Here is a 21,591-nt window from a genome sequence, read left to right on the forward strand (position 1 = left end):
AGGCGTTGAAAGCGCGCAGCAAGGGAAGGAAGTTGACCGTGCCCGAGAGCAACCCGGAAACTCACGTCATCGACTACCGCGCCGCGGAGCAGCTGCTCGCCGCCCGTGACCCGCGGGGCGCGGTCAAACTGCTGGACTCGGTCATCGCGGCGCATCCCGAGAACACCGCCGCCCGCCTGCTGCGTGCCCGTGCCTTCTTCGCGGCCGCCCAACTCCGTCCCGCCGAGCTGGAATTCGAGCTGGTCCTGGAGCGCGAGCCGGACAACGCGTTCGCGCACTTCGCGCTCGCCCGCACCTTCCAGCGCTCGGGGCGCCCCGAGCAGGCCCGGCGGCACTTCCGGCTGGCGGCGGCGCTGGACCCGAAGCCGGAGTATCTCGAGGCCGCGAAGTTCGACGCGTAAAGCGACGGCTCGCCGCGCAGACGCACGCTCCCGCGCCCGCCGCACAAGCGGCGGGCTAGGGCCTGTCCGGCGGATCAGGGCCGGATAGGACGCGGCGTCTGGTGCACTGCGCTTCGCTCCGTCTCCGCTCTTTTCCAGGCCCTTGGATGCGGAGCTGCATCGCAAGGCGCCGGAGTGCCCTAATAGCGGAGCTATTCGGGCATTTCGGCAACGCGGCGAGGTGCCGTGCCTGGGGGCACCTCCCTGGGGCACCCCCGGACGGAGTCTGGGGGAGGTAGCTGGGGGAGCGTCGTGGCCCCGGCCAAGATCCGCGGGACAGGCCCTAAGTGCGTCAGTGGCCGCGACCGCCGTGGTCGGGTTCGTACGGAGGGACGTCCGGGCCAGGCTGGAAGTGCGGGCCCTGCCGCATGTGCCGTAGCACCAGCACCAGGTCGACGACGACCAGCACCAGGAGCACGCCGCACGCGGCCGCCCAGCCGGTCCGGCCGGCCAGCGCGAAGGCGGCGGTGCCGGACGCGGCCCAGATCAGACCCCACACGCTCAGCCAGAACCGCATCCGCAGCGGACTGCGTGCGGTCACGGGTTCACTGCCAGTTCGCGGTACATGCATGGTGATCGCCTCTCTCGGAGGTGTACCCCGTAACCGGGCCGGGACCCGCGAAGAGGGCCCGGCGCGGCAGGACCGGCACGGTTACGGCGCCCGGAATCGACCGCCCCGCGTGCGATGAGCCCCGCGTGCGATGAGCCCCGCGTGCGATGAGTTTCGCGCCGCCCTCCGGTCTGTCTCGGTGAGACAACACACCGCCGCAGCACCCTTCCGAGGAGACCGAGATGTCCGACGCAACGCCCCGTACCGCCGCCCGCACGGCCACCGCCCCCGCTGTCGCCCCTGCCGCAGCCCCGAGCCGCCGCGCGCAGATCGCGCTGCGCGCGCTTCAGGTCGTACTCGCCCTGTTCTTCGGGATCGCCAGCGCGTTCCCCAAGCTCGTCGGCCACTCCTCGGCAGCGGAGTCCTTTGACAAGATCGGCTTCGGGGACTGGTGCATGTACGTCGTCGGCGCTCTGGAGCTCGCCGGTGCCGTTGCCCTGCTGATCCCCGTCCTGTCCGGCGTGGCGGCCCTGGCGTTCATCGGCCTCATGATCGGCGCCTTCGTCACCCAGGTGACCGTGTTCGACGGCCAGTACGCGATCACGCCGCTGATCCTGATCGTGCCGCTCGCGCTGATCGCCTGGACGCGCCGGCACCACAACGCCGAGCTGATCGCCCTGGCGCGCCGACGTGCCTGACGCCGCAGTCGGTGAGAGGGGAGCCCGTGAGAGGGGGAGGGGGGAATAGTCGTGGGGGCGGCTCGGTTCCATCCGATGTAGTTGAAAGATGAACAATATTGGATGGGGCTTGCCATGCAGTTCGGGATCTTCACCGTCGGTGATGTGACCACCGATCCCACCACCGGCCGTACACCGAGCGAGCACGCGCGCATCAAGGCCATGGTGGCCATCGCGCGCAAGGCCGAGGAGGTCGGCCTGGACGTCTTCGCGACCGGCGAGCACCACAACCCGCCGTTCGTCCCGTCCTCCCCGACCACCATGCTCGGCTACATCGCGGCGCAGACAGAACGGCTGATCCTCTCGACGTCGACGACGCTGATCACCACGAACGACCCGGTCAAGATCGCCGAGGACTTCGCGATGCTCCAGCACCTGGCCGAGGGCCGGGTCGACCTGATGATGGGCCGCGGCAACACCGGCCCCGTCTACCCGTGGTTCGGCCAGGACATCCGCCAGGGCATCCCGCTCGCGATCGAGAACTACGCGCTGCTGCACCGGCTGTGGCGCGAGGACGTGGTGGACTGGGAGGGCAGGTTCCGCACCCCGCTGCAGTCCTTCACCTCGACGCCGCGGCCGCTGGACGGGGTACCGCCGTTCGTCTGGCACGGCTCCATCCGCAGCCCGGAGATCGCCGAGCAGGCCGCCTACTACGGCGACGGCTTCTTCGCCAACAACATCTTCTGGCCCAAGGACCACTTCCAGCGCCTGATCAGCCTCTACCGGGAGCGGTACGCGCACTACGGCCACGGCACTCCCGAGCAGGCGGTCGTCGGCCTCGGCGGCCAGGTCTTCATGCGGAAGAACTCGCAGGACGCGGTACGCGAGTTCCGCCCGTACTTCGACAACGCGCCGGTGTACGGCCACGGGCCGTCCCTGGAGGACTTCACCCGTGAGACGCCGCTGACGGTCGGCAGCCCGCAGGAGGTCATCGAACGGACCCTGACGTTCCGGGAGTCCTTCGGCGACTACCAGCGCCAGCTGTTCCTGATGGACCACGCCGGCCTGCCGCTCAAGACCGTGCTGGAGCAGCTCGACCTGCTGGGCGAGGAGGTCGTACCGGTGCTGCGCAGGGAGTTCGCGAAGGACCGGCCGGCCGAGGTGCCGGACGGGCCGACACACGCGGCGCGCGTCGCGGAGGCGGAGGCCGTCGTGGCGGTCTGACCGGCGAAGGCGCAGTCGAAGGCGCAGTCGAGAGAGGAAGAAGAAGGAGAAGGAGAAGAGACATGGAACCGATCAAGCTGGTCGTCGTCACGGCCGGTCTCAGCAAGCCGTCCTCGACCCGGCTGCTGGCCGACCGCATCGCCGAGGCGACCGGGCGCCGGCTGGCCGAGGACGGCCGCACGGCCGACGTACGCGTGGTCGAGCTGCGCGACCTCGCCACCGCCATCGCGCACAACCTGGTCACCGGCTTCCCCGGCGCCGAACTGCGCGACGCCGTCGAGGCGGTGACCGGGGCGGACGCGCTGGTCGCGGTCACGCCGATCTTCTCCGCCTCCTACAGCGGGCTCTTCAAGTCGTTCTTCGACGTCATCGACCCGGACGAGCTCGCCGGAAAACCTGTCCTCATCGCCGCCACCGGTGGTACGGCTCGCCACTCGCTGGCTCTGGAGCACGCGCTGCGGCCGCTGTTCGCGTATCTGCGTACACAGGTCGTACCCACTGCGGTGTTCGCGGCCTCGGAGGACTGGGGCGGCGCGGGAGACAGGCGTACGGACGGCCTGTCCACCCGCATCGCGCGTGCCGCGGGTGAACTGGCCGTCCTGCTGCTGGGCCGGCCGCCGTCGCGGGCTGGCGGGCCGCCGGAAGTGACGCCGTTCGAGGAACAGTTGGCGGCGCTCCGCGCCTGACGCCGACGGTCCGGCATCCGCCGGCGGGCCCCCGATCCCCCCGTGTCCGGGGGCCCGCCCGGCCCGTCAGTGGAGCTTGTTGACGGCAGTGGTCGTCGTCTTCTTGAACCGGGTGACCGGAGCGTCACCGAGGTGGCCCATCTGGGACCAGTGGACGACGGTCACGGTGCTGCCGTCCCGCCCGATGCCGTAGAGGTGCACGCCGGGTTCCGAGTCCGGGACCGAGGTGTGGACGCCGTAGACGTGGGCGCCCTCCTCCACCCGGATGCGGCCGTAGTCCTGCCAGCTGGCGGTGCCGCCCGGGGTGTCGCGCAGCCAGTCGGCCGCGCAGCGGGCCACCGCCTTCTCGACCGCCGCAGTCAGTTTGCGGGCGGCGGTGGGGGAGGTGGCCCGCACGGAGATCTGGCTCGCCCCGGTGTCGTACTCCGTGCCGAAGCCGCGGTGCCAGGCGCCCTTCTTCGGCAGTACGCCGTCGAGGCAGAAGGGGACGAACTCCGGGAGCCCGCGGGTCACTTTGCCGGCGAACCAGGGCGAGGTGGGGTGCGGCGGCAGGTCCGTCCCCTTGAGGAAGCCGGGCGCGGTGGCCGCGGTGGCCGTGGTCGCGGCCGTCTTGTGGGCGGGCTGCGGCTGGGCGGCGGTGCCGGGCAGGGTGCATGCGGCCACGGCGGCCGCTGCCACGACGGCCACCGTGAGGGTGCGCTGGAGCATGGGTGATTCCCCCGTCTTTCCGTGTGCTGTGCGGTGAACTGCTGTTGCCCCGCAAGCGTCTGAGCAGGAGAGGCGCGAAGGCAACAGAACGCGGCCGATACGGGACGCCGGAACGGCTGTACGTACGCCCACCTGGGGGAATGACCCTGGGGTGGAACGCTGGCGCGGGACGGGGGAACGGTGGAGAGGGCGGCAGAGACGCAGGCGTTCGCGGACTGTCTGCGCGGTCTGAAGGAACGCGCGGGCCTGAGCTACGGCACGCTCGCGGGCCGGCTGCACGTCAGCACGTCGACGCTGCACCGGTACTGCAACGGAGACGCGGTGCCGGTCGAGTTCGCGACGGTGGACCGCTTCGGCCGGCAGTGCGGGGCGTCGCGGCAGGAGATGGCGGAACTGCACCGCCGCTGGCTCCTGGCGGACGCCCACCGGACGAGGGAGCCGGGGCGGGGGCTCCGGAACGCCGCAGGGCCCGCGCCTGGCCCCGCGTCCGATCCCGTCCCGGAGCCGGGAGGGCGAGTTGCGGGGTTTCCCGGAGCGCAGCCCGTACGCGGGCCGGGCGCGGATCCCGTCCGGAGCGCGGAGCCGCAGCCGGCACCAGAGGGAGGGCGGTCGGAGGGTGAACCGGGGGCGGGCCTGGAGCGAAGGCCCGAGCCGCAGGCGGAGTTGGCGCTCGGGGCCGGCGCTGAGCCGGTGGGGGAGGAGCCGCAGCCGGGGGCGGGGTACCGAGCCGGGGCAGGCGTTCGGCGGGCGGTGGCCGGGGCCGGGGCCGGAGCGAGGCCCGAGCCGCAGGGTGAGGCGGGGTACGACGCCGGGTCAGGGGGGCGGCGGGCGGTGGCCGGGACCGGGGCCGGCGCCGGGCCGAGGCCCGAGCCGCAGGCGGGGGCGGGGTACCTCGCCGGGGTGGGTGGCCGGTCGCGGCGGCGTGCCGCCGTCGCGGCCGGCGTCGGCGCGCTCGTCGCCGCCGTCATCGCCGTGGACCTCGCCACCGGTTCCACCACCGAGCCCGCGCGCGGTACCGGTCGCGAGACGACGCGTGTCACCCCAGTCCCCTCTGCTCCGCGGACAACCGCCGGCAGCACGCCCACCGTCGAACCGACGGCCGCCGGCCCACGCTCCACACCCGGCCGCCGCAGCCCTCGCCCGAAACCACCCGCCACCGTCGCCCCCGCGCCGCCGGCCCACCCGCCCCTCACCTGGACCGTGCGTTCCCACGTCTGGCAGCACGGCTGCGACCACAGCTACCTCATCGACCGCGCACCCAAGGACGTGCCCGCGCCCCCGGTCGAACAGGACGCCTCCACCTGGGCGGCGGCCCAACGAGCCGTACACGGCCGGCAGACCGTCGTCGAGATCACCGTGCAGGGCGACACGGCCCAGCCCGCCGTTCTCCAAGCCCTGCAGGTACGGGTCACGGGCCGCCGCACGCCCCTGCCCTGGAACCTCTACGCGATGTCCCAAGGCTGCGGCGGCATCCTCACCCCCGCCACCTTCGCCGTGAATCTGGACGCCCCGCGCCCGCTCGCCCGCCCGGTGGCCGGTTTCGACGGAGAGAAGGAACTCCCGGCCGTGACCTTCCCGTTCCGGGTGTCGTCGACGGACCCCGTCGTGCTGCGCGTCGAGGCCGACACGTCCGGCTGCGACTGCGACTGGTACCTCGAACTCGTCTGGACCCGGTCGGGCCGATCCGGTACGACGCGGATCGACGACGGCGGCAGGCCGTTCCGTACCAGCGCGGCCAAGGGGCGTCCGGAGTACGGCTACGCGCACGAGAGCGGACGGTGGGCGACCGGTCAGTGACCCGCCCGGACCTGGCGGAGGAAGCGCACCGACGAGATCCACTGGGTGCCCGGGCTCACCCGCGAAGCTGGGCTGAGGGGACTGTCAGACCCCGCCCGTAGACTCGCAGACCTGGACAATCCATGGTCCCGAGGGGGTGGGGAGACGGTGCCGCAGCAGACGCATCCGTCGCCGGCCGAGGGCGCGGCGGGCGCCCTCGCGCGCTGCGCCGCGGTCTTCGTGCCGGCGGCGCTGCCCCGCGAGGGCCGGATCGCCTTCTGGTCGCCCACCGGAGCCCCGCTGCCTGCTCTGCCGCCTCTGGCCGGCCCGTCGCCGCCCTCGGCCCTGGCGGGTGAGGCAGCGGGAAGCCGGTCCGCGGAGCCCTCCGCGGCGCAGGCTGTCCCCACCGCCCACCCGGCGGGCACGGCTTCCGCCCAGGCTGTGCCCGTAGGGCACCCCGCCTCGGGCGCCGGCGGCGGGCCGGCAGGAAGGCCGGCCGCAGGGTCCGGCGTACCGGAAAGGGGGGCCGGGCGTCCGGCCGGTGGCTCGGGCGCCGCGAGCGGGACCGGCGGGGGTGGCCATCTCGTCGTCGTGCGGCCGGACGGCGGCGGCGGTGTGCGCAGCCGGGCCGTTCCCGTCGTCCTGCTGCCCGTGGCCGACGCGCTGCCCCTCCTCGTCCGCGCCCGGCACGACCCCACCGCCCACCCGGCCGTCCGCTGCTGGGGTGCGGCCGCCCTGCACGCGCTCCAGCTGGCGGCCCGTGGCCGGCTGCTGCCCGGGCTGACCGCCGACGACCACGACGCCTGGCGGGCCGGTCCGCTGGACGCCGACGACGTGGCGCACCTGCGGTCCGTCGCGGCGGCCATGCCGTACGAGGGGTACGCCACCCCTCTCCCCGGCAGCCGCCCCCTCCAGCTTCCCGAGCCCGAGGCGCTGATACGGGCCTTCCTCGACGCCGTCGCCGACACCCTGCCGCGTACGCCGGCCGCCGCCCACGCGTTCGGCGCGCCCTTCGCGGCGCGCGAGCCGCAACGGTTGTCCGGGCAGCGCGAGTGGGCGGCCGAGGTCGCCGCGGGGATGGACACCGGGGTCGGGATCTCGCTGCGGCTGGACCTCTCCCCGTACGAGCTGTTCGACACCCCGGGCGAGGGCGAGGGCGGGAGCGCGGGCCAGGGCGTGGGCGGCGGCGAACGGCGGGCCGGCGCGGCCGTCGTCCAGGTGCACAGCCTCGCCGACCCGACGCTCGTCATCGACGCGGCCCAGCTGTGGGCCGGGGAGGGCACGGACCGCTTCGGCCCGCGTGCCCGTATCGACGCCGTGCTCGCGCTGCGGCGGGCAGCGCGCCTGTGGCCGCCGCTGGAACGGCTGCTGGAGCAGCCCACGCCCGACGTCCTGCCCCTGGACGAGGACGAGTTGGGCGACCTGCTCGGGACGGCCGCGACCCGGCTCGCTGCCGCCGGGATCGCTGTGCACTGGCCCAGGGAGCTGGCGCGTACGCTCACCGCCACCGCCGTCGTACGGCCCGCGCCGGGCTCGGCGACGGACGGCACGCCGTTCTTCGACGCGGACGAACTCTTCACATTCCAGTGGCAGCTGGCTCTCGGCGACGACCGGCTCACCGAGGCCGAGATGGACGCGCTCGCCGAGGCGCACCGTCCGATCGTGCGGCTGCGGGACCAGTGGGTGGTGGTCGACCCCGCGCTCGTACGCAAGGCGCGCAAGCGCGAGTTGGGCCTGCTGGACCCGGTGGACGCACTGGCGGTCGCCCTGACCGGCACGGCGGAGATCGACGGTGCCCCGGTGGAGGCCGTCCCCACCGGCACCCTGGCGACCCTGCGCACCCGGCTCAGCTCGGACCCCGCCCCGCTCGCGCAGCCGCCCGGGCTGAACGCCACCCTGCGCGACTACCAGCTGCGGGGCCTCGGCTGGCTGGACCTGATGACCTCGCTCGGCCTCGGTGGCTGCCTCGCGGACGACATGGGGCTCGGCAAGACGATCACGCTCATCGCCCTCCACCTGCACCGGGCCCGCCCCGAACCCACCCTGGTCGTCTGCCCGGCATCGCTGCTCGGCAACTGGCAGCGGGAGATCGGCCGCTTCGCGCCCGGCGTCCCCGTGCGCCGCTTCCACGGCGCCGGCCGGACGCTGTCCGGACTCGACGGCGGCTTCGTCCTCACCACGTACGCGACCATGCGCGCGAGCGCCGGGCATCTGGCCACCCATCCCTGGGGCATGGTCGTCGCCGACGAGGCGCAGCACGTCAAGAACCCGCACTCCTCGACGGCGAAGGCGCTGCGGACGATCCCCACCTCAGCCCGGATCGCGCTCACCGGCACGCCGGTCGAGAACAACCTCTCCGAGCTGTGGGCGCTCCTCGACTGGACGACGCCCGGACTGCTCGGCCCGCTGAAGTCGTTCCGCGCCCGTCACGCCCGCGCGGTCGAAGGCGGCGAGGACCCGGAGGCGGTCGAGCGGCTCGCCCGCCTCGTCCGCCCCTTCCTCCTGCGCCGCAAGAAGTCCGACCCCGGCATCGCCCCCGAACTGCCGCCCAAGACGGAGACCGACCATCCCGTCCCGCTCACCCGGGAGCAGGCGTCCCTCTACCAGGCCGCCGTACACGAGACGATGGCCGCCATCGAGGCGAGTGAAGGCATCGCCCGGCGTGGCCTGATCATGAAGCTGCTCTCCTCGCTCAAGCAGATCTGCAACCACCCGGCGCAGTATTTGAAAGAACACAGCCTGAAAGAACACGGCTTGGCCGGACACGGCCCCCGCCTCGGTAACCGCTCCGGAAAGCTGACGCTTCTCGACGAACTCCTCGACACGATCCTCTCCGAGGACGGCTCGGTACTGGTCTTCACCCAGTACGTGACGATGGCCCGGCTTCTCGACGCACACCTCGCCGCCCGTGGCATCCCCTCCCAACTCCTGCACGGAGGAACGCCGGTGGCACGGCGCGAGGAGATGGTGGACCGCTTCCAGTCCGGTGAGATCCCGGTCTTCCTGCTCTCCCTCAAGGCGGCGGGCACCGGCCTGAACCTCACCCGCGCCTCCCATGTCATCCACTACGACCGCTGGTGGAACCCGGCCGTCGAGGAACAGGCCACCGACCGTGCCTACCGCATCGGCCAGACCCAGCCGGTCCAGGTCCACCGGCTGATCGCTGAAGGCACCGTGGAGGACCGGATCGCCGACATGCTGGCGTCCAAGCGCGCGCTGGCCGATGCGATCCTGGGCGGCGGCGAGGCAGCCCTGACGGAACTGTCCGACGCTCAGCTCGCCGACCTGGTGGCCCTGCGGAGGCCGTCATGAGCGGCATGAGCCGTATGCGCGGCATCAGCGCCCGGCCCGACGACCGCCGCCGCACCTTCGACACCGTCCCGCGGGGGAGCGCGGAGACCTGGTGGGGCCGCGCGTGGGTCCGCGCCCTGGAGGAACTCTCCCTCGACGAGGGCCGCCTGGCCCGCGGCCGCACGTACGCCCGCGAGGGGTACGTCGACACGATCACCGTGACGCCGGGCCGGATCGTCGCGTACGTACGGGGCAGCCGCTCCCGTCCGTACCGTACGGAGATCCGTCTGCGCACCCTCCCCGACAGCGACTGGGACACCTTCCTGGACGCGGCGGCCGCGCATCCCGCGCACCTCGCGGCGCTGCTCGACAAGGACATGCCGCACTCCCTGGCCGACTCCTCCGCGGCCGCGGGCGTCGACCTTCTGCCCGCCGTAGGGGACCTGTTCCCCACCTGCAACTGCCCGGACCACGGCCGTCCCTGCAAACACGCGGCCGCCCTCTGCTACCAGGCGGGCCGTCTCCTGGACGCGGATCCCTTCGTCCTGCTGCTCATGCGCGGCCGCGGCGAACGTGAGCTCATCGACGCCCTGTCCCGCCGCAACGCGGCCCTCGCCGCCCGCGAACGCGACCCCACCCCGGCCGTCCCCGGGATCCCGGCCCGTGCAGCGATCGCGCGCGGTCCGCTGCCACCCTTGCCGCCTCCGCTCCCCGTCTCCCATCACCCGGCGCACCCGCCGTCCTATCCGGCTGGTCCCGGCGCCCCGGACCCCCTCGCGCTGGATCAGCTCGCCGCGGACGCGGCGGTGCGCGCGCACGCGATCCTCCGTACCTCCCATGACCCGGTCGCCGGCCTCACCGCCTGGCAGGACGCCGTCCGACTGGCCGCGGCCCAGCCCGGATCCGGCCTGGCCGCCCCGACTCGCGTCCTCTACCGGGATCTGGCCACCGCCACCGGCCGCACCCCGACCGACCTGGCCCGCGCGGTGGCCGCCTGGCGCCAGGGCGGCCCGGACGGCCTCCAGGTCCTCGAAACACCGTGGGATCCGCCGGCGGGCCCCTTCGACCGGGCCCGGCCGGCCCTGGCGGCGGCAGGCTTGCCGAACTTCCGCCCCTGGCGCAACCACCTGACGATCCCGGGCGGTTCCGTCCAGCTGCGCCTGGGCCAGGACGGCTACTGGTACGCGTACGAATCGGACCCGGGCCGCGACGACTGGTGGCCCAGGGGCACGCCGTCGACGGACCCGGTGGAGGCGATAACCAGCCGCACGACTTGAGCGGCGACGCGGTCCGAGCCCCGAACGGGGACTCCTGCGGGGCCTGATCGCGCTTCCGGTACGCCTCTGAGCGTCACCCGCGGTCTTCCCTGAGTTTGCCCAACTCCCCTACGCTGCAGCCACGTTGGCCGCGTGACCGGTGAGGGTGGGGGAGTATGAGGACACTGGTGCGTACGGCAGTGACGGCTGCCGCGTCAGGAGCGCTCGTGTTCGCGGGAGCGCCGGCACTCGCCGGCCCGGCGGGCGCCGACCCCGTCCAGTCGCCGTACTCGGCGACCACCGGCGTCGGCGTCCACAACGCGTACGAGAAGGCCACATACCCGTACTTCGCGGACGCGCTGGACTCCGGCGCGGCCATGCTCGAACTCGACGTCTGGACCAACGCCTTCGGCCGCTCGTGGCGCGTCTCGCACAACAATCCGCTCGGCAATGACAACAACTGCGAGAACGCCGCTGACGCGACCCAGTTGCGCACCAAGCCGCGCAACCAGAGCCTCGCCGGGTGCCTCGCGGACATCAGAGCCTGGCACGACGCGCACCCCGGCCACCGGCCCATCCTGCTGAAGATCGAGATGAAGGACGGCTTCCAGGGGCGGCACGGACGCGGCCCCGCCGCCTTCGACGCGCTGCTCACCGGCAAGCTCGGCGACGCGCTGTACCGGCCGGCCGATCTGACCGGCGGCCGGGCGACGCTCGACGAGGCCGTACGGGCGGACGGCTGGCCCACGCGGTCCGCGCTGGCCGGCCGGTTCATCGTCGAGCTGATCCCCGGCACGGTCGAGGAGGGCAACCCGGCCGACACGCTGTGGACCGACCGCGAGTACGCCACGCACCTGCGGAACCTGGCCGCGGCCGGGCGGCTGCGCGAGGCGACCGCCTTCCCGGCCGTACACAAGGCCGGCGCCGGCGATCCGCGGGCGCGGTACGCGGACGCGAGCATCCGGCCGTGGTTCGTCGTCTTCGACGGCGACGCGTCCGCGTATGCGGGAGGCGGCATCGACACCGGCTGGTACCACGACCGGCACTACCTCGTCGTCATGACGGGCGCGCACAACGTCCCGCCCGCCATCGACGGCACCCACCCGACCGAGGCCCAGGCACGCGAACGCCTCGCCCTGCTGGCCGGCCGCCACGCGAGCGTGGTCTCGGCGGACTGGTACCCGCTGCCGGCCGTGCTGTCGACGGTGGTACCGCGCGGCGCCCAGGAGTTGCCGTCACGTATCTCGTCCGGGTGAAGGTTTGGCCTTGGGGCGGGCGCGGAGGTGTGCGCGCTCGCCCTGCCTGCCGAACAGGCTGAGGAACTCGACCGGTTCGGCATCGGCGGCGCCGAACCAGTGCGGTACGCGGGTGTCGAACTCGGCCGCCTCGCCGGCTGAGAGCACCAGATCCTGTTCGCCGAGGACGAGCCGCAGCCGTCCATTGAGGACGTAGAGCCATTCGTAGCCCTCGTGGGTCTGCGGGTCGGGGTCCCTTCGCCGGCCGCTGTCACTGGGGCTGCCGCTGCCACGGCCCGGGATCACGAGCTTGTATGCCTGGATGCCGCCGGCCCGGCGGGTCAGCGGCACCATGGTCATGCCGTGGTGGGTGACCGGGCGCAGGTGGATGCGCGGGTCGCCGGTCGGTGGGGCGCCGACGAGTTCGTCGAGCGTGACGCCGTGGGCTCTGGCCAGGGGGAGCAGGAGTTCGAGGTTCGGCCGGCGGGCACCGGACTCCAGCCGGGACAGGGTGCTCACCGAGATGCCGGTCGTTGCCGACAGGTCGGCCAGCGTGGTTTCGCGCTGCCGGCGCAGCGCGCGCAGCCGGGGTCCGACCGCGGAGAGCGCTTGGTCGAGGTCGTGGTCCATGTCCCTCAGCTTGCCAGACCGGCAACAAAGTTTGCGGGAATGGCCGACGGGCTCGCATGGTCGTCGTGGAGGTGGTCATGGTGACCGATCAGCTGAAGGACGGCTATGACGTGGTGGTGTTCGGCGGTGGCGCCGCGGGGTTGAGCGGAGCGCTGATGCTGGCCAGGGCACGGCGGACGGTGGTGGTGCTCGACGCGGGGGCCCCGCGCAACGCCCCGGCCGGCGGCGTGCACGGGCTGCTGGCCCGGGACGGGATCCGGCCGGCCGAGTTGCTGGAGCGTGGTCGGGCGGAAGTCCGCCGCTACGGCGGGCACGTGGTGTCCGGCGAGGTCACCACGGCGGTCCGGGAGGCCGAGGGGGTGACCGTGGCGCTGGCCGACGGCCGGACGGTCCGTGCGCGCCGGGTGCTGGTGGCCACCGGGCTGGTGGACGAGCTGCCGGACGTGCCGGGACTGAGGGCCCGGTGGGGCCGGGATGTGGTGCATTGTCCGTACTGCCACGGCTGGGAGATCCGTGACCGGGCCATCGGCGTGCTGGCCACCGGGCCACTGTCGGTGCACCAGGCGTTGCTGTTCCGGCAGTGGAGCGACGATGTCACGTTCTTCTCCCACACCATGCCGCCGCCGGCCGGCGAGCAGGCGGAGCAGCTGGCTGCTCGCGGCATCCGCGTGGTGGACGGCGAGGTGGCGTCCCTGGAGATCGTCGAGGACCGCCTGGTGGGAGTACGGCTGAGCGACGGCACGGTGGTCAGCCGCGAGGCGCTGGCGGTCTCGCCGCGGATGGCGGCCCGTGCCGGCTTTCTTGCGGCGCTCGGACTGCGGCCGGCGGAACATCCGTCCGGGGCCGGTGAGTACATCCCTGCCGAGGCGACCGGCCGTACCGAAGCGCCCGGGGTGTGGGTCGCGGGCAACGTCACCGATCTGGCCGCCCAGGTCGGTGCTGCCGCGGCGGCGGGCGCGACCGCGGCGGCTCAGATCAACGCCGACCTGGTCGCCGAGGAGACCCGACGGGCGGTCGCCGCCCATCGGGGCCGGTTCTCGGCGGAGTCCGAAGCGCGTGTCAGTGAACGGGTGACGGGCGACCGTCGCCACGGCCTGTAGACCCCTGTGATCCACGGAAGGAAACCGTTGTGTCCGTCGAATTCGGCCAGGAATTCTGGGAAGAGCGTTACCGCGGCCGTACCGCGGCCTTCAGCACGAGGCCCAATCCGCAGCTGGTGGCGGAGGCCGCAGACCTCGCATCCGGCACGGCACTGGACGCGGGCTGCGGCGAAGGAGCCGACGCCGTCTGGCTCGCCTCGCGCGGCTGGCGGGTGACGGCGGTGGACATCGCCGCCACCGCGCTGGAGCGCGCGCGAGACCACGCCGAAACCCTCGGCGCCGCCCTCACGAGCCGGATCGACTGGGTACAGGCCGATCTGACCGGTTGGGCGCCCCCCGAGGAGCACTTCGATCTGGTCTCCACCCACTACGTGCACCCGGCGGCGTCGCGCGAGGCGCTGTTCCGCCGGCTGGCGGCAGCGGTCGCGCCGGGCGGCACGCTGCTCGTCGTCGGTCACCACCCGGCGGATCGTCATACCGCGGATCGTCATACCGCCGTGTCGCACGCCTCGGCACCGGAGGTGCACTTCACCGCAGAGGACGTCGCGGCCGACCTCGACCCCGACCGGTGGGACATCGCCGTCGCCGAGGCCAGGAGCCGATCGGCCACCGGCCCCGACGGCCACGAGATCACCCTGCGCGACGCCGTCCTTCGAGCCCGCAAGCGTCCATGACCTACGCACCATGACCTGGCGGACCACGACCCACGGACAAGGCCGGCGCGTCAGGACCAGTTGGAGGTTCCGGCGACCTGGCGGGTGACGGCGTTGAGCCGGTTGAAGAGGTTGGTCACCCCGATCCACAGGATGAGTCCGGCCAGCTGCTGCTCGTCGTAGTGGTCGGCCGCTTCGTCCCAGACGTCGTCCGGCACCGCATCGCTGCGGTCGGCAAGGCGCGTCGCGGCCTCGGCCAGGGTCAGGGCGGCCCGCTCGGCGTCGCTGAAGTACGGTGCCTCCCGCCAGGCCGAGACGGCGAACAGCCGCTCGTCGCTCACGCCGGCCTTGCGGGCCGTGCCGAGTCCGGCGTCCACGCAGTAGCTGCATCCGTTGATCTGGCTGACCCGCAGGTGGACGAGCTCCAGGGTCTCCTCCGGTACGCCGCCCTGCCTCGCCGCCTTCAGTACACCCAGGATGCCGGGCATGGCGTCCGGGATGACCGCGGCCGGGTTCTTCATACGTGCCTGCATCGTCATCTGCTCCTTGTCGGTGCCACCGGCGGGGATTTCGCCGTCACAGCACTGACGCATCGCACGGCGTGGATGTGACATGGCAGCGGAAGACACCTGCGCGGCCGAGTAGTTCGATAAGAAGCCCACTCGATGGAGTGAAAGACGTATGAGCCATAACCCGAATGGCTCCCTGGCGTTAATTCCGGTGCGGGTGAGTGCCCGTGAAATCCTCCGGAAAGCAGGGAACTGATGAGGCAGGTACGCCGAAATGGCCTGGTCGCCGCGATGATCACGGGAACTGCCCTCGCCGGCGCGGGCTACGCACACGCCGACTCGGACGCGGACGGCGGCGCGGCCGGCTCGCCCGGGCTGCTCTCGGGCAACACCGTGCAGGTCCCGGTGCATGTCCCGGTCAACGTGTGCGGCAACACCGTGAACGTCGTCGGACTGCTGAACCCGGCGGCCGGCAACAGCTGCAGCAACGCCTCGCACAGCGAAAAGCCCGGTAACCACGGCAGACACGCCAAGCCGGGACATGCGGGCCAGCACCGGCCCGGAACCGGCGGTGCGGTCGCGGAAGGGCGAGGAAAGGATTCACCTGGGGTGCTGTCGGGCAACAGCATCCAGCTCCCCGTCGATGTCCCGGTGAACGTCACCGGCAACTCGGTCAATGTCATCGGCATCGGCAACGCGGCCGTCGGCAACTCCTCCTCGAACACGCCGGACACGCCGCGTCCGCGGCCCGAGCGTCCGGCGCCGGTCACGCCGCCGAAGGAGCAGCCGGTGCGCCACACTCCGCCGAAGGACACGCAGCTGGCGCACACCGGTACGGACGCCCTGGCCGTCGCCGTGCCGACGAGCGCGGCCCTGCTGCTAGGCGGCGCGCTGCTCTACCGCAGGTCGCGCGCCGCCCGGCACTGAGCCCCTCACCCGGGCCCGCGCCATGCCGCGAGTGCCGTCTCGATCGTGGCCGCCACCCGGGCACGGGCCTCGTGGCGCGGTACCCTCGCCATCAACAGCGCGTCGTACGCCGTGTCGTCGTGCCGTACGGACGCCCGCACCGCCGCCGTGACCGCGCCCTCGTCCAGGGCGCGCCCCGCCGCACTGCGGCCCACCCGGCCGCTGCCGCGGACCGACGCGTGCGCGGCGACGGCATGCGCCCGCTCGGGCGGGCAGCCGGGGAAGAGCCGGCGGATCTCCGCGGTGAACGCCGCGGTGAAACGCACGTCCTCGGCCGCGCGGCGCACGGCGTCCCGCGCGCGGCGCCGCGCCCGCGCCTCCGAGTCGGCGAGGCAGTGCGCCTCGGCGCGGGCCAGCGCCGCCTCCTCGACCAGAACGCCCTGCCGCTCGTACCGCCCGCGGCGCTTGCTGAAGCGCACCACGACCGCCGACAGCGAACTGCCCTCGCGGGCCCGGCGGGTGAGAGCGGTGTCGCCGCGCGCCAGGTAGACCAGGTGTCCCAGGTCGGCACAGTCCAGGCAGCGGGCCACGCCGTCCTCGAGGAGCAGGTGGACGAGCGGCCCCTGCCGGCACTCCGTGCACTGCCGCCGCTTCACCGGCTCGATGACCACAAGGTCCTTGAGCGAAGGGGAGGTTGCCATGCCGGTCTCATACCGAAGAGCCGCCCGCGGCAACCGTCCGGCCGGTAGCGTGTGGGCGTTTCCGCCGACTCGGGGAGGGGTTCATATGCGCGGTGGTCAGCAGCAGGGGTGGATACGCAAGGCCATGGTGTTGGGCGGATGCGTGGCGGCGCTGGGGCTGGTGCCTTCGGCTGCGCTCGCCACGCCGGGAACGGGAGTCTCCGGCACGGTGCTGGCGAAGGGCATCTCGGAAGGGGCCCTGAAGGTCAGGACCAAGGGACCCACGGACGTGGTGGCACGGGAGATCACCGTGCAGCCGGGCGGCTCCACCGGCTGGCACTACCACCCGGGCCAGCTCATCGCCGTCGTCAAGTCCGGGACTCTGACGAGGACGCTGGACGACTGCTCGGTGGAGGCCACACCGGCAGGCTCGTCGTTCATCGGGCCCTCCGGACACCGGCACGTCCACATCGGGCGCAATCTCGGTACCGAACCGGTCGTCCTCTACGTGACCTACATGCTGCCGGAAGGCAGCCCGCTGTCCGTGGACGCCGAGGCGCCGGAGTGCGCTCAGATCAGCCGGCGTATCTCCCCGCGCACCCGGTAGAAGCCCGCCGACGCCGGATGCAGGGCGTCGACGACGTACCGGGCGCCCACCTGGCGTATTCCGCGCGGGAACTGGACGTTCCACGAAGGCTCGAAGCCGCCCGAGACGACGTGCACCCGCATCCGGCCGCCTTCCTGCACGCACTCCACCACCACACCCCCGGCCGGCGGAGAAGACACCGTCGCCACGGCGGTCAGCGACGCCGCCGGCGTGTAAGTGGGCAGTGCCGCAGCCGACTTGACGTCCACCGCGACCGGGACGGTGCCCTGCTGGGCGGCCGATATCGCGGCTGCGCTCGCGTCCACGCACACCAGCGAGCCGTCCGTGGTGACCATGTAGAGCTTGTCGTCCAGGTACTGCATGGAGAGCGCCGAGCCCCCGCCCGTGCCCAGCTTCCACAGCCGTGTGCCGTCCGAGTCGAAGCAGTAGACCGAGGACGCCGAGTCACCCGCGAAGACGTACCGGCCGCCCGGCGCCGTCGCACACGAGTACACCGCGGTGTCGCAGCGGTACGTCGCCTCCACCGCACCCGTGTCCTTCGAGAGCCGCTGCACCACATGGCGAGCCGTGCCGGCGTACACCGACTCGTCCTCCTGCCAGCCGAACAGGACCGATCCCGTCGTCGGTGTGTGCCACAACTCCCCGCCCCCGTCCGGGGCGTACGCCGTCACGCCCCGCTGGTGCCCGTGGTACACCGCCCTTTCGTCGGCCCGCACCATCCAGGCGTGCACGCCGGTCGACTTGCGCGCCCACACGTACTCGTCCTCGTGGTCGATGACCGTCAGCCCGCCGCTGCGGTCGGCCACGTTCAGCACTCCCTCCCGGATGTCCAGCCAGAAGATGTCGACGTCCGCCGCGATGTCGTACGCCCCGAACGGCAGCTTCGACGACAGGTCGTACACCGTCCCGTCGTCGCAGCCGGCGTATATCCAGAAGTCGTCCGCGACCAGACACTTGACGCCGTCCGGCAGTGAGTAGCGGGCAAGCACCTCCCCGCCGTGACTGAGCGTGTACACGTCTCCGGACTGGTTGCCCACCCAGCAGCGGTCCTCGTCGATGTGGATACCGAAGGCTGCCGCGCCCGTCCGGAACCGCCACAGCACCGGCGCCACCGCGCGGGCCGTCGACGGCGCCGAGGCGACCTGACGGCGGGTCACCGCCCGTGCCGCGCGCTGTCCCTGGACGGCGGGGGCGTACCCCTTGCGTACCTTCTCGCCTATCTTCCTGGCCGCCGCGGCCTGAGCCTTCTCAGCCGTGGGGAAGGCAGAGGTCTGCAACTGCCCCGCCGAGCCGATCCGTCCGTAGCGCACCGAGACGGCCGTCCCCTCCACGGTCACCTCGTAGAACTTGTGCGCGCCGCCGTCGTCCTGCGACAGCTCCAGATACGTCTTGGTACGAGACATGGCAGACCCCTCCCCACGACGGATCCGGCGGCCGTTTCCCGCCGGATCCCACTGCTGAGAACGCTACGGGCCGCCACTGACAATCAAGCCCCCGCGGCCCTCGCCGCCCGGGCAGTGCGCTACGTCACCGGCCCGCGGTCAGCCCGAGGACGAAGCACACGGCGGCGGCGAGGGAGGCGACGGTCCGCACATGGTTTCCCGCCGTCCACACGGGCACGTAGCGCGCCCAGTACGCCGCGCTCTTCTCCGCCGCCGGATCCATGTCCGCCAGCGCGTTGTTGCGGGGGATGTGGAACACGATCGTCAGCACCAGCGAGCCGAGCAGATACACCACTGCCCCGGCCAGCGCCCAGCCGGCGCCCGGCTCGTCCCACCGGGTCAGCGCCACGACCGCCGTCGCGACCGAAAGGAGAGCCGCCCCGAGGAATGCCAGCACGAACCACGGAATCACCGTGATGTTGATCGACTGCATCGCGGCGATGCCCTGCGGTGCGGGCAGTGCGGCCAGCGCGCGCATCACAGCCGTCGAGAAGGCGTAGAACATCCCGGCGACCAGGCCCGTGCCGAGGGCGGAGAGCAGGGTCAGCATGAAGAGCAGTCCGTTGTCCATGTGATCAGTCAACCCCGGCCCCGGCTCCGCGGACATGGCCGAGGCGCTCAACTCCGTGCGCCTGCGTCTCGGATGGCGCTGCGCGCAGGTGACCCGGGCGGAGATGACCCGTACGGCCGAAGGGGCGATCATGGGGCTCGTGCAGCTGGAAGCGATCACCTGGGAGCGGCTGACCGAGGCGCTGGCCGCGCACGTGGACGGCCTGAAGGACGGGCCGTGGCTGCGTGTCGCGATCGACGGGGCCCCGGCCGCCGGCACCGGCCGGCCGGCCGAGCACCTCGCGGAGGCGCTGCGGCTGCGCGGCCGACCGGTGCTGGTCGTCGACACCGCCGGGTTCCTGCGGCCCGCCTCGCTGCGCTTGGAGTACGGGCGCGAGGACCCCGAAACGTACTACAGCGGCTGGTACGACACCGGCGCGCTGTGGCGGGAGGTCTTCAACCCGCTGGAGGCCGGCGGCAGCGGGCAGGTGCTCCCGGACCTGTGGGATCCGGTGACGGACCGGGCAACCCGCACGCCGTACACCCGCCTGCCGCCCGGCGGGGTGCTGGTCCTGCACGGGCCCCTGCTGCTTGGACACTGGTTCCCGTTCGATCTGACCGTGCACCTACGGCTCTCACCCGGCGCGCTCGCCCGGCGCACGGAGCAGAGCATGCGCTGGACGCTGCCGGCCTTCGCGCGGTACGAGGCGGAAACCGATCCGGGGGAGGCCGCGGATGTTCTCGTACGGGCGGACGATCCGCGCCACCCGGCGTGGAGCGGAATCCGCTAGGGCCTGTCACCAGGGAGTGACCGGTCACCAGGGGCGTGTCCGGGCGGCCGCCCATCCGGGTCACCGCTTCCGCGCCCGCGCGGCAGCCCGCCTCCGCTGCCGCCACGGGACCACCGCCCGACAGGAGGGCGGCCAGGAACGCCCCGGTGAACGCGTCCCCCGCACCCGTCGAGTCCACCGCCTCGGCCACGGCAGGCGGAATCCCGGCGGTCACCGCGCCCGACTCGGCCACGAGCGCGCCTCGGGCACCCCGGGTGGTGACGACCATCGGAACGTGGCGGCTGAGTTTGGCGGTGGCCTCGGCCGCGTCGGGCAGTCCGGTGAGGAGGCGGGCCTCGTCGTGGTTGGGCAGCAGGATGTCGGCGCCCTCGACCGCCGTGAGGAAACGACTCACCCCGAAGCCTGCGATGAACCCGGCCGACGCCGGGTCCACGCTCACCCGGACACCGCGGGAGCGGGCGCTCCGCAGCGCGAGCAGCGCCAGCTCGCGGCTCGCCTCGGCGAAGAAGAGGTAACCCGAGACATGCAGGTGGGCGATGCCGTCCAGGACGCCCGGGGACCAGTCGGCGGGGCACAGCCGCAATGCCGCGCCGCTGTCGGTCAGGAAGCTGCGCTCGGCACCGGCCGAGGCGTCGACGAGCGAGACGACCGTGGCGGTGGGGGCGGCGGTGTCTACGACGAGACGCGGGCGCACCCCCGCACGCAGCAGGGAATCCTCGTGCCAGGCGGACCGGTCGGCGCCCACCCGCGCCAGCAGAGCGACCTCCGCGAGCCCCTCGCGGGCCGCCCAGCAGGCCACGTTGGCGCCCGCACCGCCCGGTAGTACGCGGATGTCGGCCGCTGTGTCGGTCGCCGGAGCGAGCGGCTCGCGGTGCACCGCCACCACGTCGGTGACCACATCGCCGATGACGAGCAGACCACCGCTCACCGTGCGGACCAGGCCGCCGCGATGCGCGCCGCGAGCCGTACATTGCCGCGTACGGCTGCCAGGTTGGCCTCCAGGGACGCCCCTCCCGTGGCGCGCACGAGGAAGTCCAGCAGGAACGGGGTGACGGCCTGACCGGTGATCCCGCGTTCGCGGCACTCCTGAAGGGCCTCGGCCAGCACCCGGTCGTGCAGCGCCGGATCCAGCTGTTCCGCCTCCGGTACGGGATGGGCGACCAGCAGCGCCGACTCCGGCCCGCCGAGAGTGTCCTGAGCCCCCATCACCGCGGCCACCTCCTCCGGCGTGTGGACGGTCCAGTCGACCGGTTCGCCCGAACTGCTCAGATAGAAACCGGGGAAACGTTCCGTCCGGTAGCCGAGAATGCCGACCCCGAGTGTTTCCAGCCGCTGCAGCGTGGCCGGCACGTCGAGGATCGACTTCACCCCGGCGCACACCACCGTGATCCGGGTCCGCGCCAGCAGCCCGAGGTCCGCCGACTCGTCCTGCGTCTCGGTCCACCGCCGGTGTACGCCGCCCAGGCCGCCGGTGGCGAAGACGCGCAGCCCCGCCCGCGCGGCCAGAAACGCTGTCGCGGACACGGTCGTCGCACCGCTCGCGCCTGCGGCGAGCGCCGGCGCGAGATCGCGATGGCCGAGCTTGCGCACGCTGTCGTCGCCCGCGACCCGTTCCAACTGGGCCTTGTCCAGCCCGATCCGGGGCACCCCGTCGAGCACCGCGATGGTGGCGGGCACCGCGCCGCCGGCCCGCACCAGGGCCTCCAGCTCCTCGCCCACGCGCAGATTGCGCGGGCGCGGCAGACCGTGCGCGATGATCGTCGATTCCAGCGCGACCACGGGACGGCGCTGCTCCAGCGCGTCGCGCACCTCGTCGGACAGGGCCAGGGCAGGTGAGTGTGGGGACATGTCCCATCCCTGGCACGGTGACCGGGAGGGCAA

At 72.9% G+C, this 21,591-nt stretch carries 21 protein-coding genes and 1 pseudogene; 13 read left to right on the forward strand and 9 right to left on the reverse strand.

The annotated features are described in order from the left end of the window. Positions 1-38 precede the first annotated feature (38 nt). The gene (locus ACWV17_RS21810) at positions 39-401 is read left to right on the forward strand and encodes a tetratricopeptide repeat protein (RefSeq protein WP_455354286.1); all 363 of its coding nucleotides are present in this window, start codon (positions 39-41) and stop codon (positions 399-401) included. 331 nt (positions 402-732) lie between these two features. On the opposite strand, the gene ACWV17_RS21815 is transcribed toward ACWV17_RS21810, so the two are convergent. Beyond that, positions 733-1,011, reverse strand: coding sequence for a DUF6343 family protein (locus ACWV17_RS21815; RefSeq protein ID WP_455361071.1), 279 nt, complete (start codon positions 1,009-1,011; stop codon positions 733-735). Between the two features lie 221 nt (positions 1,012-1,232). Between ACWV17_RS21815 and ACWV17_RS21820 the strand changes: the two genes are divergently transcribed. From ACWV17_RS21820 to ACWV17_RS21830, 3 genes are all read left to right on the forward strand, one after another. After that, entirely contained in the window at positions 1,233-1,688 is a 456-nt protein-coding gene (locus ACWV17_RS21820; protein WP_455361072.1) for a DoxX family protein, read from the forward strand. Positions 1,689-1,802: 114 nt separating this feature from the next. Continuing rightward, complete coding sequence (locus tag ACWV17_RS21825; RefSeq protein WP_455361073.1) at positions 1,803-2,891, forward strand: LLM class flavin-dependent oxidoreductase; 1,089 nt, start codon at positions 1,803-1,805, stop codon at positions 2,889-2,891. A 62-nt stretch (positions 2,892-2,953) separates the two neighbouring features. Next, complete coding sequence (locus ACWV17_RS21830) at positions 2,954-3,577, forward strand: FMN reductase (RefSeq protein WP_455361074.1); 624 nt, start codon at positions 2,954-2,956, stop codon at positions 3,575-3,577. Positions 3,578-3,643: 66 nt separating this feature from the next. On the opposite strand, the gene ACWV17_RS21835 is transcribed toward ACWV17_RS21830, so the two are convergent. Then, positions 3,644-4,285, reverse strand: coding sequence for a hypothetical protein (locus ACWV17_RS21835; protein ID WP_455354281.1), 642 nt, complete (start codon positions 4,283-4,285; stop codon positions 3,644-3,646). 180 nt (positions 4,286-4,465) lie between these two features. Between ACWV17_RS21835 and ACWV17_RS21840 the strand changes: the two genes are divergently transcribed. The 4 genes from ACWV17_RS21840 to ACWV17_RS21855 all read left to right on the forward strand — a co-directional run bounded on the left by ACWV17_RS21840 (position 4,466) and on the right by ACWV17_RS21855 (position 11,864). Continuing rightward, positions 4,466-6,082, forward strand: coding sequence for a helix-turn-helix domain-containing protein (locus ACWV17_RS21840; RefSeq protein WP_455361075.1), 1,617 nt, complete (start codon positions 4,466-4,468; stop codon positions 6,080-6,082). A gap of 147 nt (positions 6,083-6,229) precedes the next feature. Then, entirely contained in the window at positions 6,230-9,373 is a 3,144-nt protein-coding gene (locus tag ACWV17_RS21845; RefSeq protein ID WP_455361076.1) for an SNF2-related protein, read from the forward strand. 5 nt (positions 9,374-9,378) lie between these two features. Continuing rightward, the gene (locus ACWV17_RS21850; protein WP_455361099.1) at positions 9,379-10,629 is read left to right on the forward strand and encodes an SWIM zinc finger family protein; all 1,251 of its coding nucleotides are present in this window, start codon (positions 9,379-9,381) and stop codon (positions 10,627-10,629) included. Positions 10,630-10,784: 155 nt separating this feature from the next. Continuing rightward, entirely contained in the window at positions 10,785-11,864 is a 1,080-nt protein-coding gene (locus ACWV17_RS21855) for a phosphatidylinositol-specific phospholipase C domain-containing protein (RefSeq protein WP_455361077.1), read from the forward strand. On the opposite strand, the gene ACWV17_RS21860 is transcribed toward ACWV17_RS21855, so the two are convergent. Further along, positions 11,844-12,473: a helix-turn-helix domain-containing protein gene (locus ACWV17_RS21860; RefSeq protein ID WP_455361078.1), complete on the reverse strand. Its 630-nt coding sequence runs from the start codon at positions 12,471-12,473 to the stop codon at positions 11,844-11,846. The two genes, ACWV17_RS21855 and ACWV17_RS21860, sit on opposite strands and share 21 nt — an antisense overlap. Positions 12,474-12,550: 77 nt before the next feature. On the opposite strand from ACWV17_RS21860, the gene ACWV17_RS21865 reads away from it, so the two are divergent. After that, positions 12,551-13,573, forward strand: coding sequence for an NAD(P)/FAD-dependent oxidoreductase (locus tag ACWV17_RS21865; protein ID WP_455361079.1), 1,023 nt, complete (start codon positions 12,551-12,553; stop codon positions 13,571-13,573). A 29-nt stretch (positions 13,574-13,602) separates the two neighbouring features. Next, the gene (locus ACWV17_RS21870; RefSeq protein ID WP_455361080.1) at positions 13,603-14,247 is read left to right on the forward strand and encodes a class I SAM-dependent methyltransferase; all 645 of its coding nucleotides are present in this window, start codon (positions 13,603-13,605) and stop codon (positions 14,245-14,247) included. 50 nt (positions 14,248-14,297) lie between these two features. On the opposite strand, the gene ACWV17_RS21875 is transcribed toward ACWV17_RS21870, so the two are convergent. Further along, positions 14,298-14,759: a carboxymuconolactone decarboxylase family protein gene (locus tag ACWV17_RS21875; protein ID WP_455361081.1), complete on the reverse strand. Its 462-nt coding sequence runs from the start codon at positions 14,757-14,759 to the stop codon at positions 14,298-14,300. 231 nt (positions 14,760-14,990) lie between these two features. On the opposite strand from ACWV17_RS21875, the gene ACWV17_RS21880 reads away from it, so the two are divergent. Next, positions 14,991-15,662 (forward strand): chaplin, encoded by a 672-nt coding sequence (locus ACWV17_RS21880; protein WP_455361082.1) that lies wholly within the window; start codon positions 14,991-14,993, stop codon positions 15,660-15,662. Positions 15,663-15,667: 5 nt separating this feature from the next. On the opposite strand, the gene ACWV17_RS21885 is transcribed toward ACWV17_RS21880, so the two are convergent. Next, positions 15,668-16,342 (reverse strand): DUF2293 domain-containing protein, encoded by a 675-nt coding sequence (locus tag ACWV17_RS21885; RefSeq protein WP_455361083.1) that lies wholly within the window; start codon positions 16,340-16,342, stop codon positions 15,668-15,670. Between the two features lie 85 nt (positions 16,343-16,427). Here ACWV17_RS21885 and ACWV17_RS21890 point away from each other — a divergent pair, with 85 nt between their 5' ends. Continuing rightward, positions 16,428-16,928 carry a cupin domain-containing protein gene (locus ACWV17_RS21890; protein WP_455361084.1) on the forward strand — a complete coding sequence of 167 codons (501 nt, stop codon included), beginning with the start codon at positions 16,428-16,430 and terminating at the stop codon, positions 16,926-16,928. On the opposite strand, the gene ACWV17_RS21895 is transcribed toward ACWV17_RS21890, so the two are convergent. Further along, positions 16,892-18,331: a WGR domain-containing protein gene (locus tag ACWV17_RS21895; RefSeq protein WP_455361085.1), complete on the reverse strand. Its 1,440-nt coding sequence runs from the start codon at positions 18,329-18,331 to the stop codon at positions 16,892-16,894. The genes ACWV17_RS21890 and ACWV17_RS21895 overlap by 37 nt on opposite strands. Positions 18,332-18,455: 124 nt before the next feature. Further along, entirely contained in the window at positions 18,456-18,941 is a 486-nt protein-coding gene (locus tag ACWV17_RS21900) for an anthrone oxygenase family protein (RefSeq protein WP_455354269.1), read from the reverse strand. 139 nt (positions 18,942-19,080) lie between these two features. Here ACWV17_RS21900 and ACWV17_RS21905 point away from each other — a divergent pair, with 139 nt between their 5' ends. Then, positions 19,081-19,710: a uridine kinase gene (locus ACWV17_RS21905; RefSeq protein ID WP_455361100.1), complete on the forward strand. Its 630-nt coding sequence runs from the start codon at positions 19,081-19,083 to the stop codon at positions 19,708-19,710. A gap of 40 nt (positions 19,711-19,750) precedes the next feature. Here the strand turns inward: ACWV17_RS21905 and ACWV17_RS21910 are convergent. Together ACWV17_RS21910 and ACWV17_RS21915 are read right to left on the reverse strand one after the other, a co-directional pair. After that, positions 19,751-20,650, reverse strand: a pseudogene (locus tag ACWV17_RS21910) (carbohydrate kinase family protein); the annotation flags it as partial. Further along, on the reverse strand, positions 20,635-21,558 hold the full coding sequence (locus tag ACWV17_RS21915) for a pseudouridine-5'-phosphate glycosidase (RefSeq protein ID WP_455361086.1): 924 nt from the start codon (positions 21,556-21,558) through the stop codon (positions 20,635-20,637). The gene ACWV17_RS21915 and the pseudogene ACWV17_RS21910, both read right to left, overlap by 16 nt. Positions 21,559-21,591: the final 33 nt, after the last annotated feature.

Source organism: Streptomyces mabaensis, from assembly GCF_053763515.1.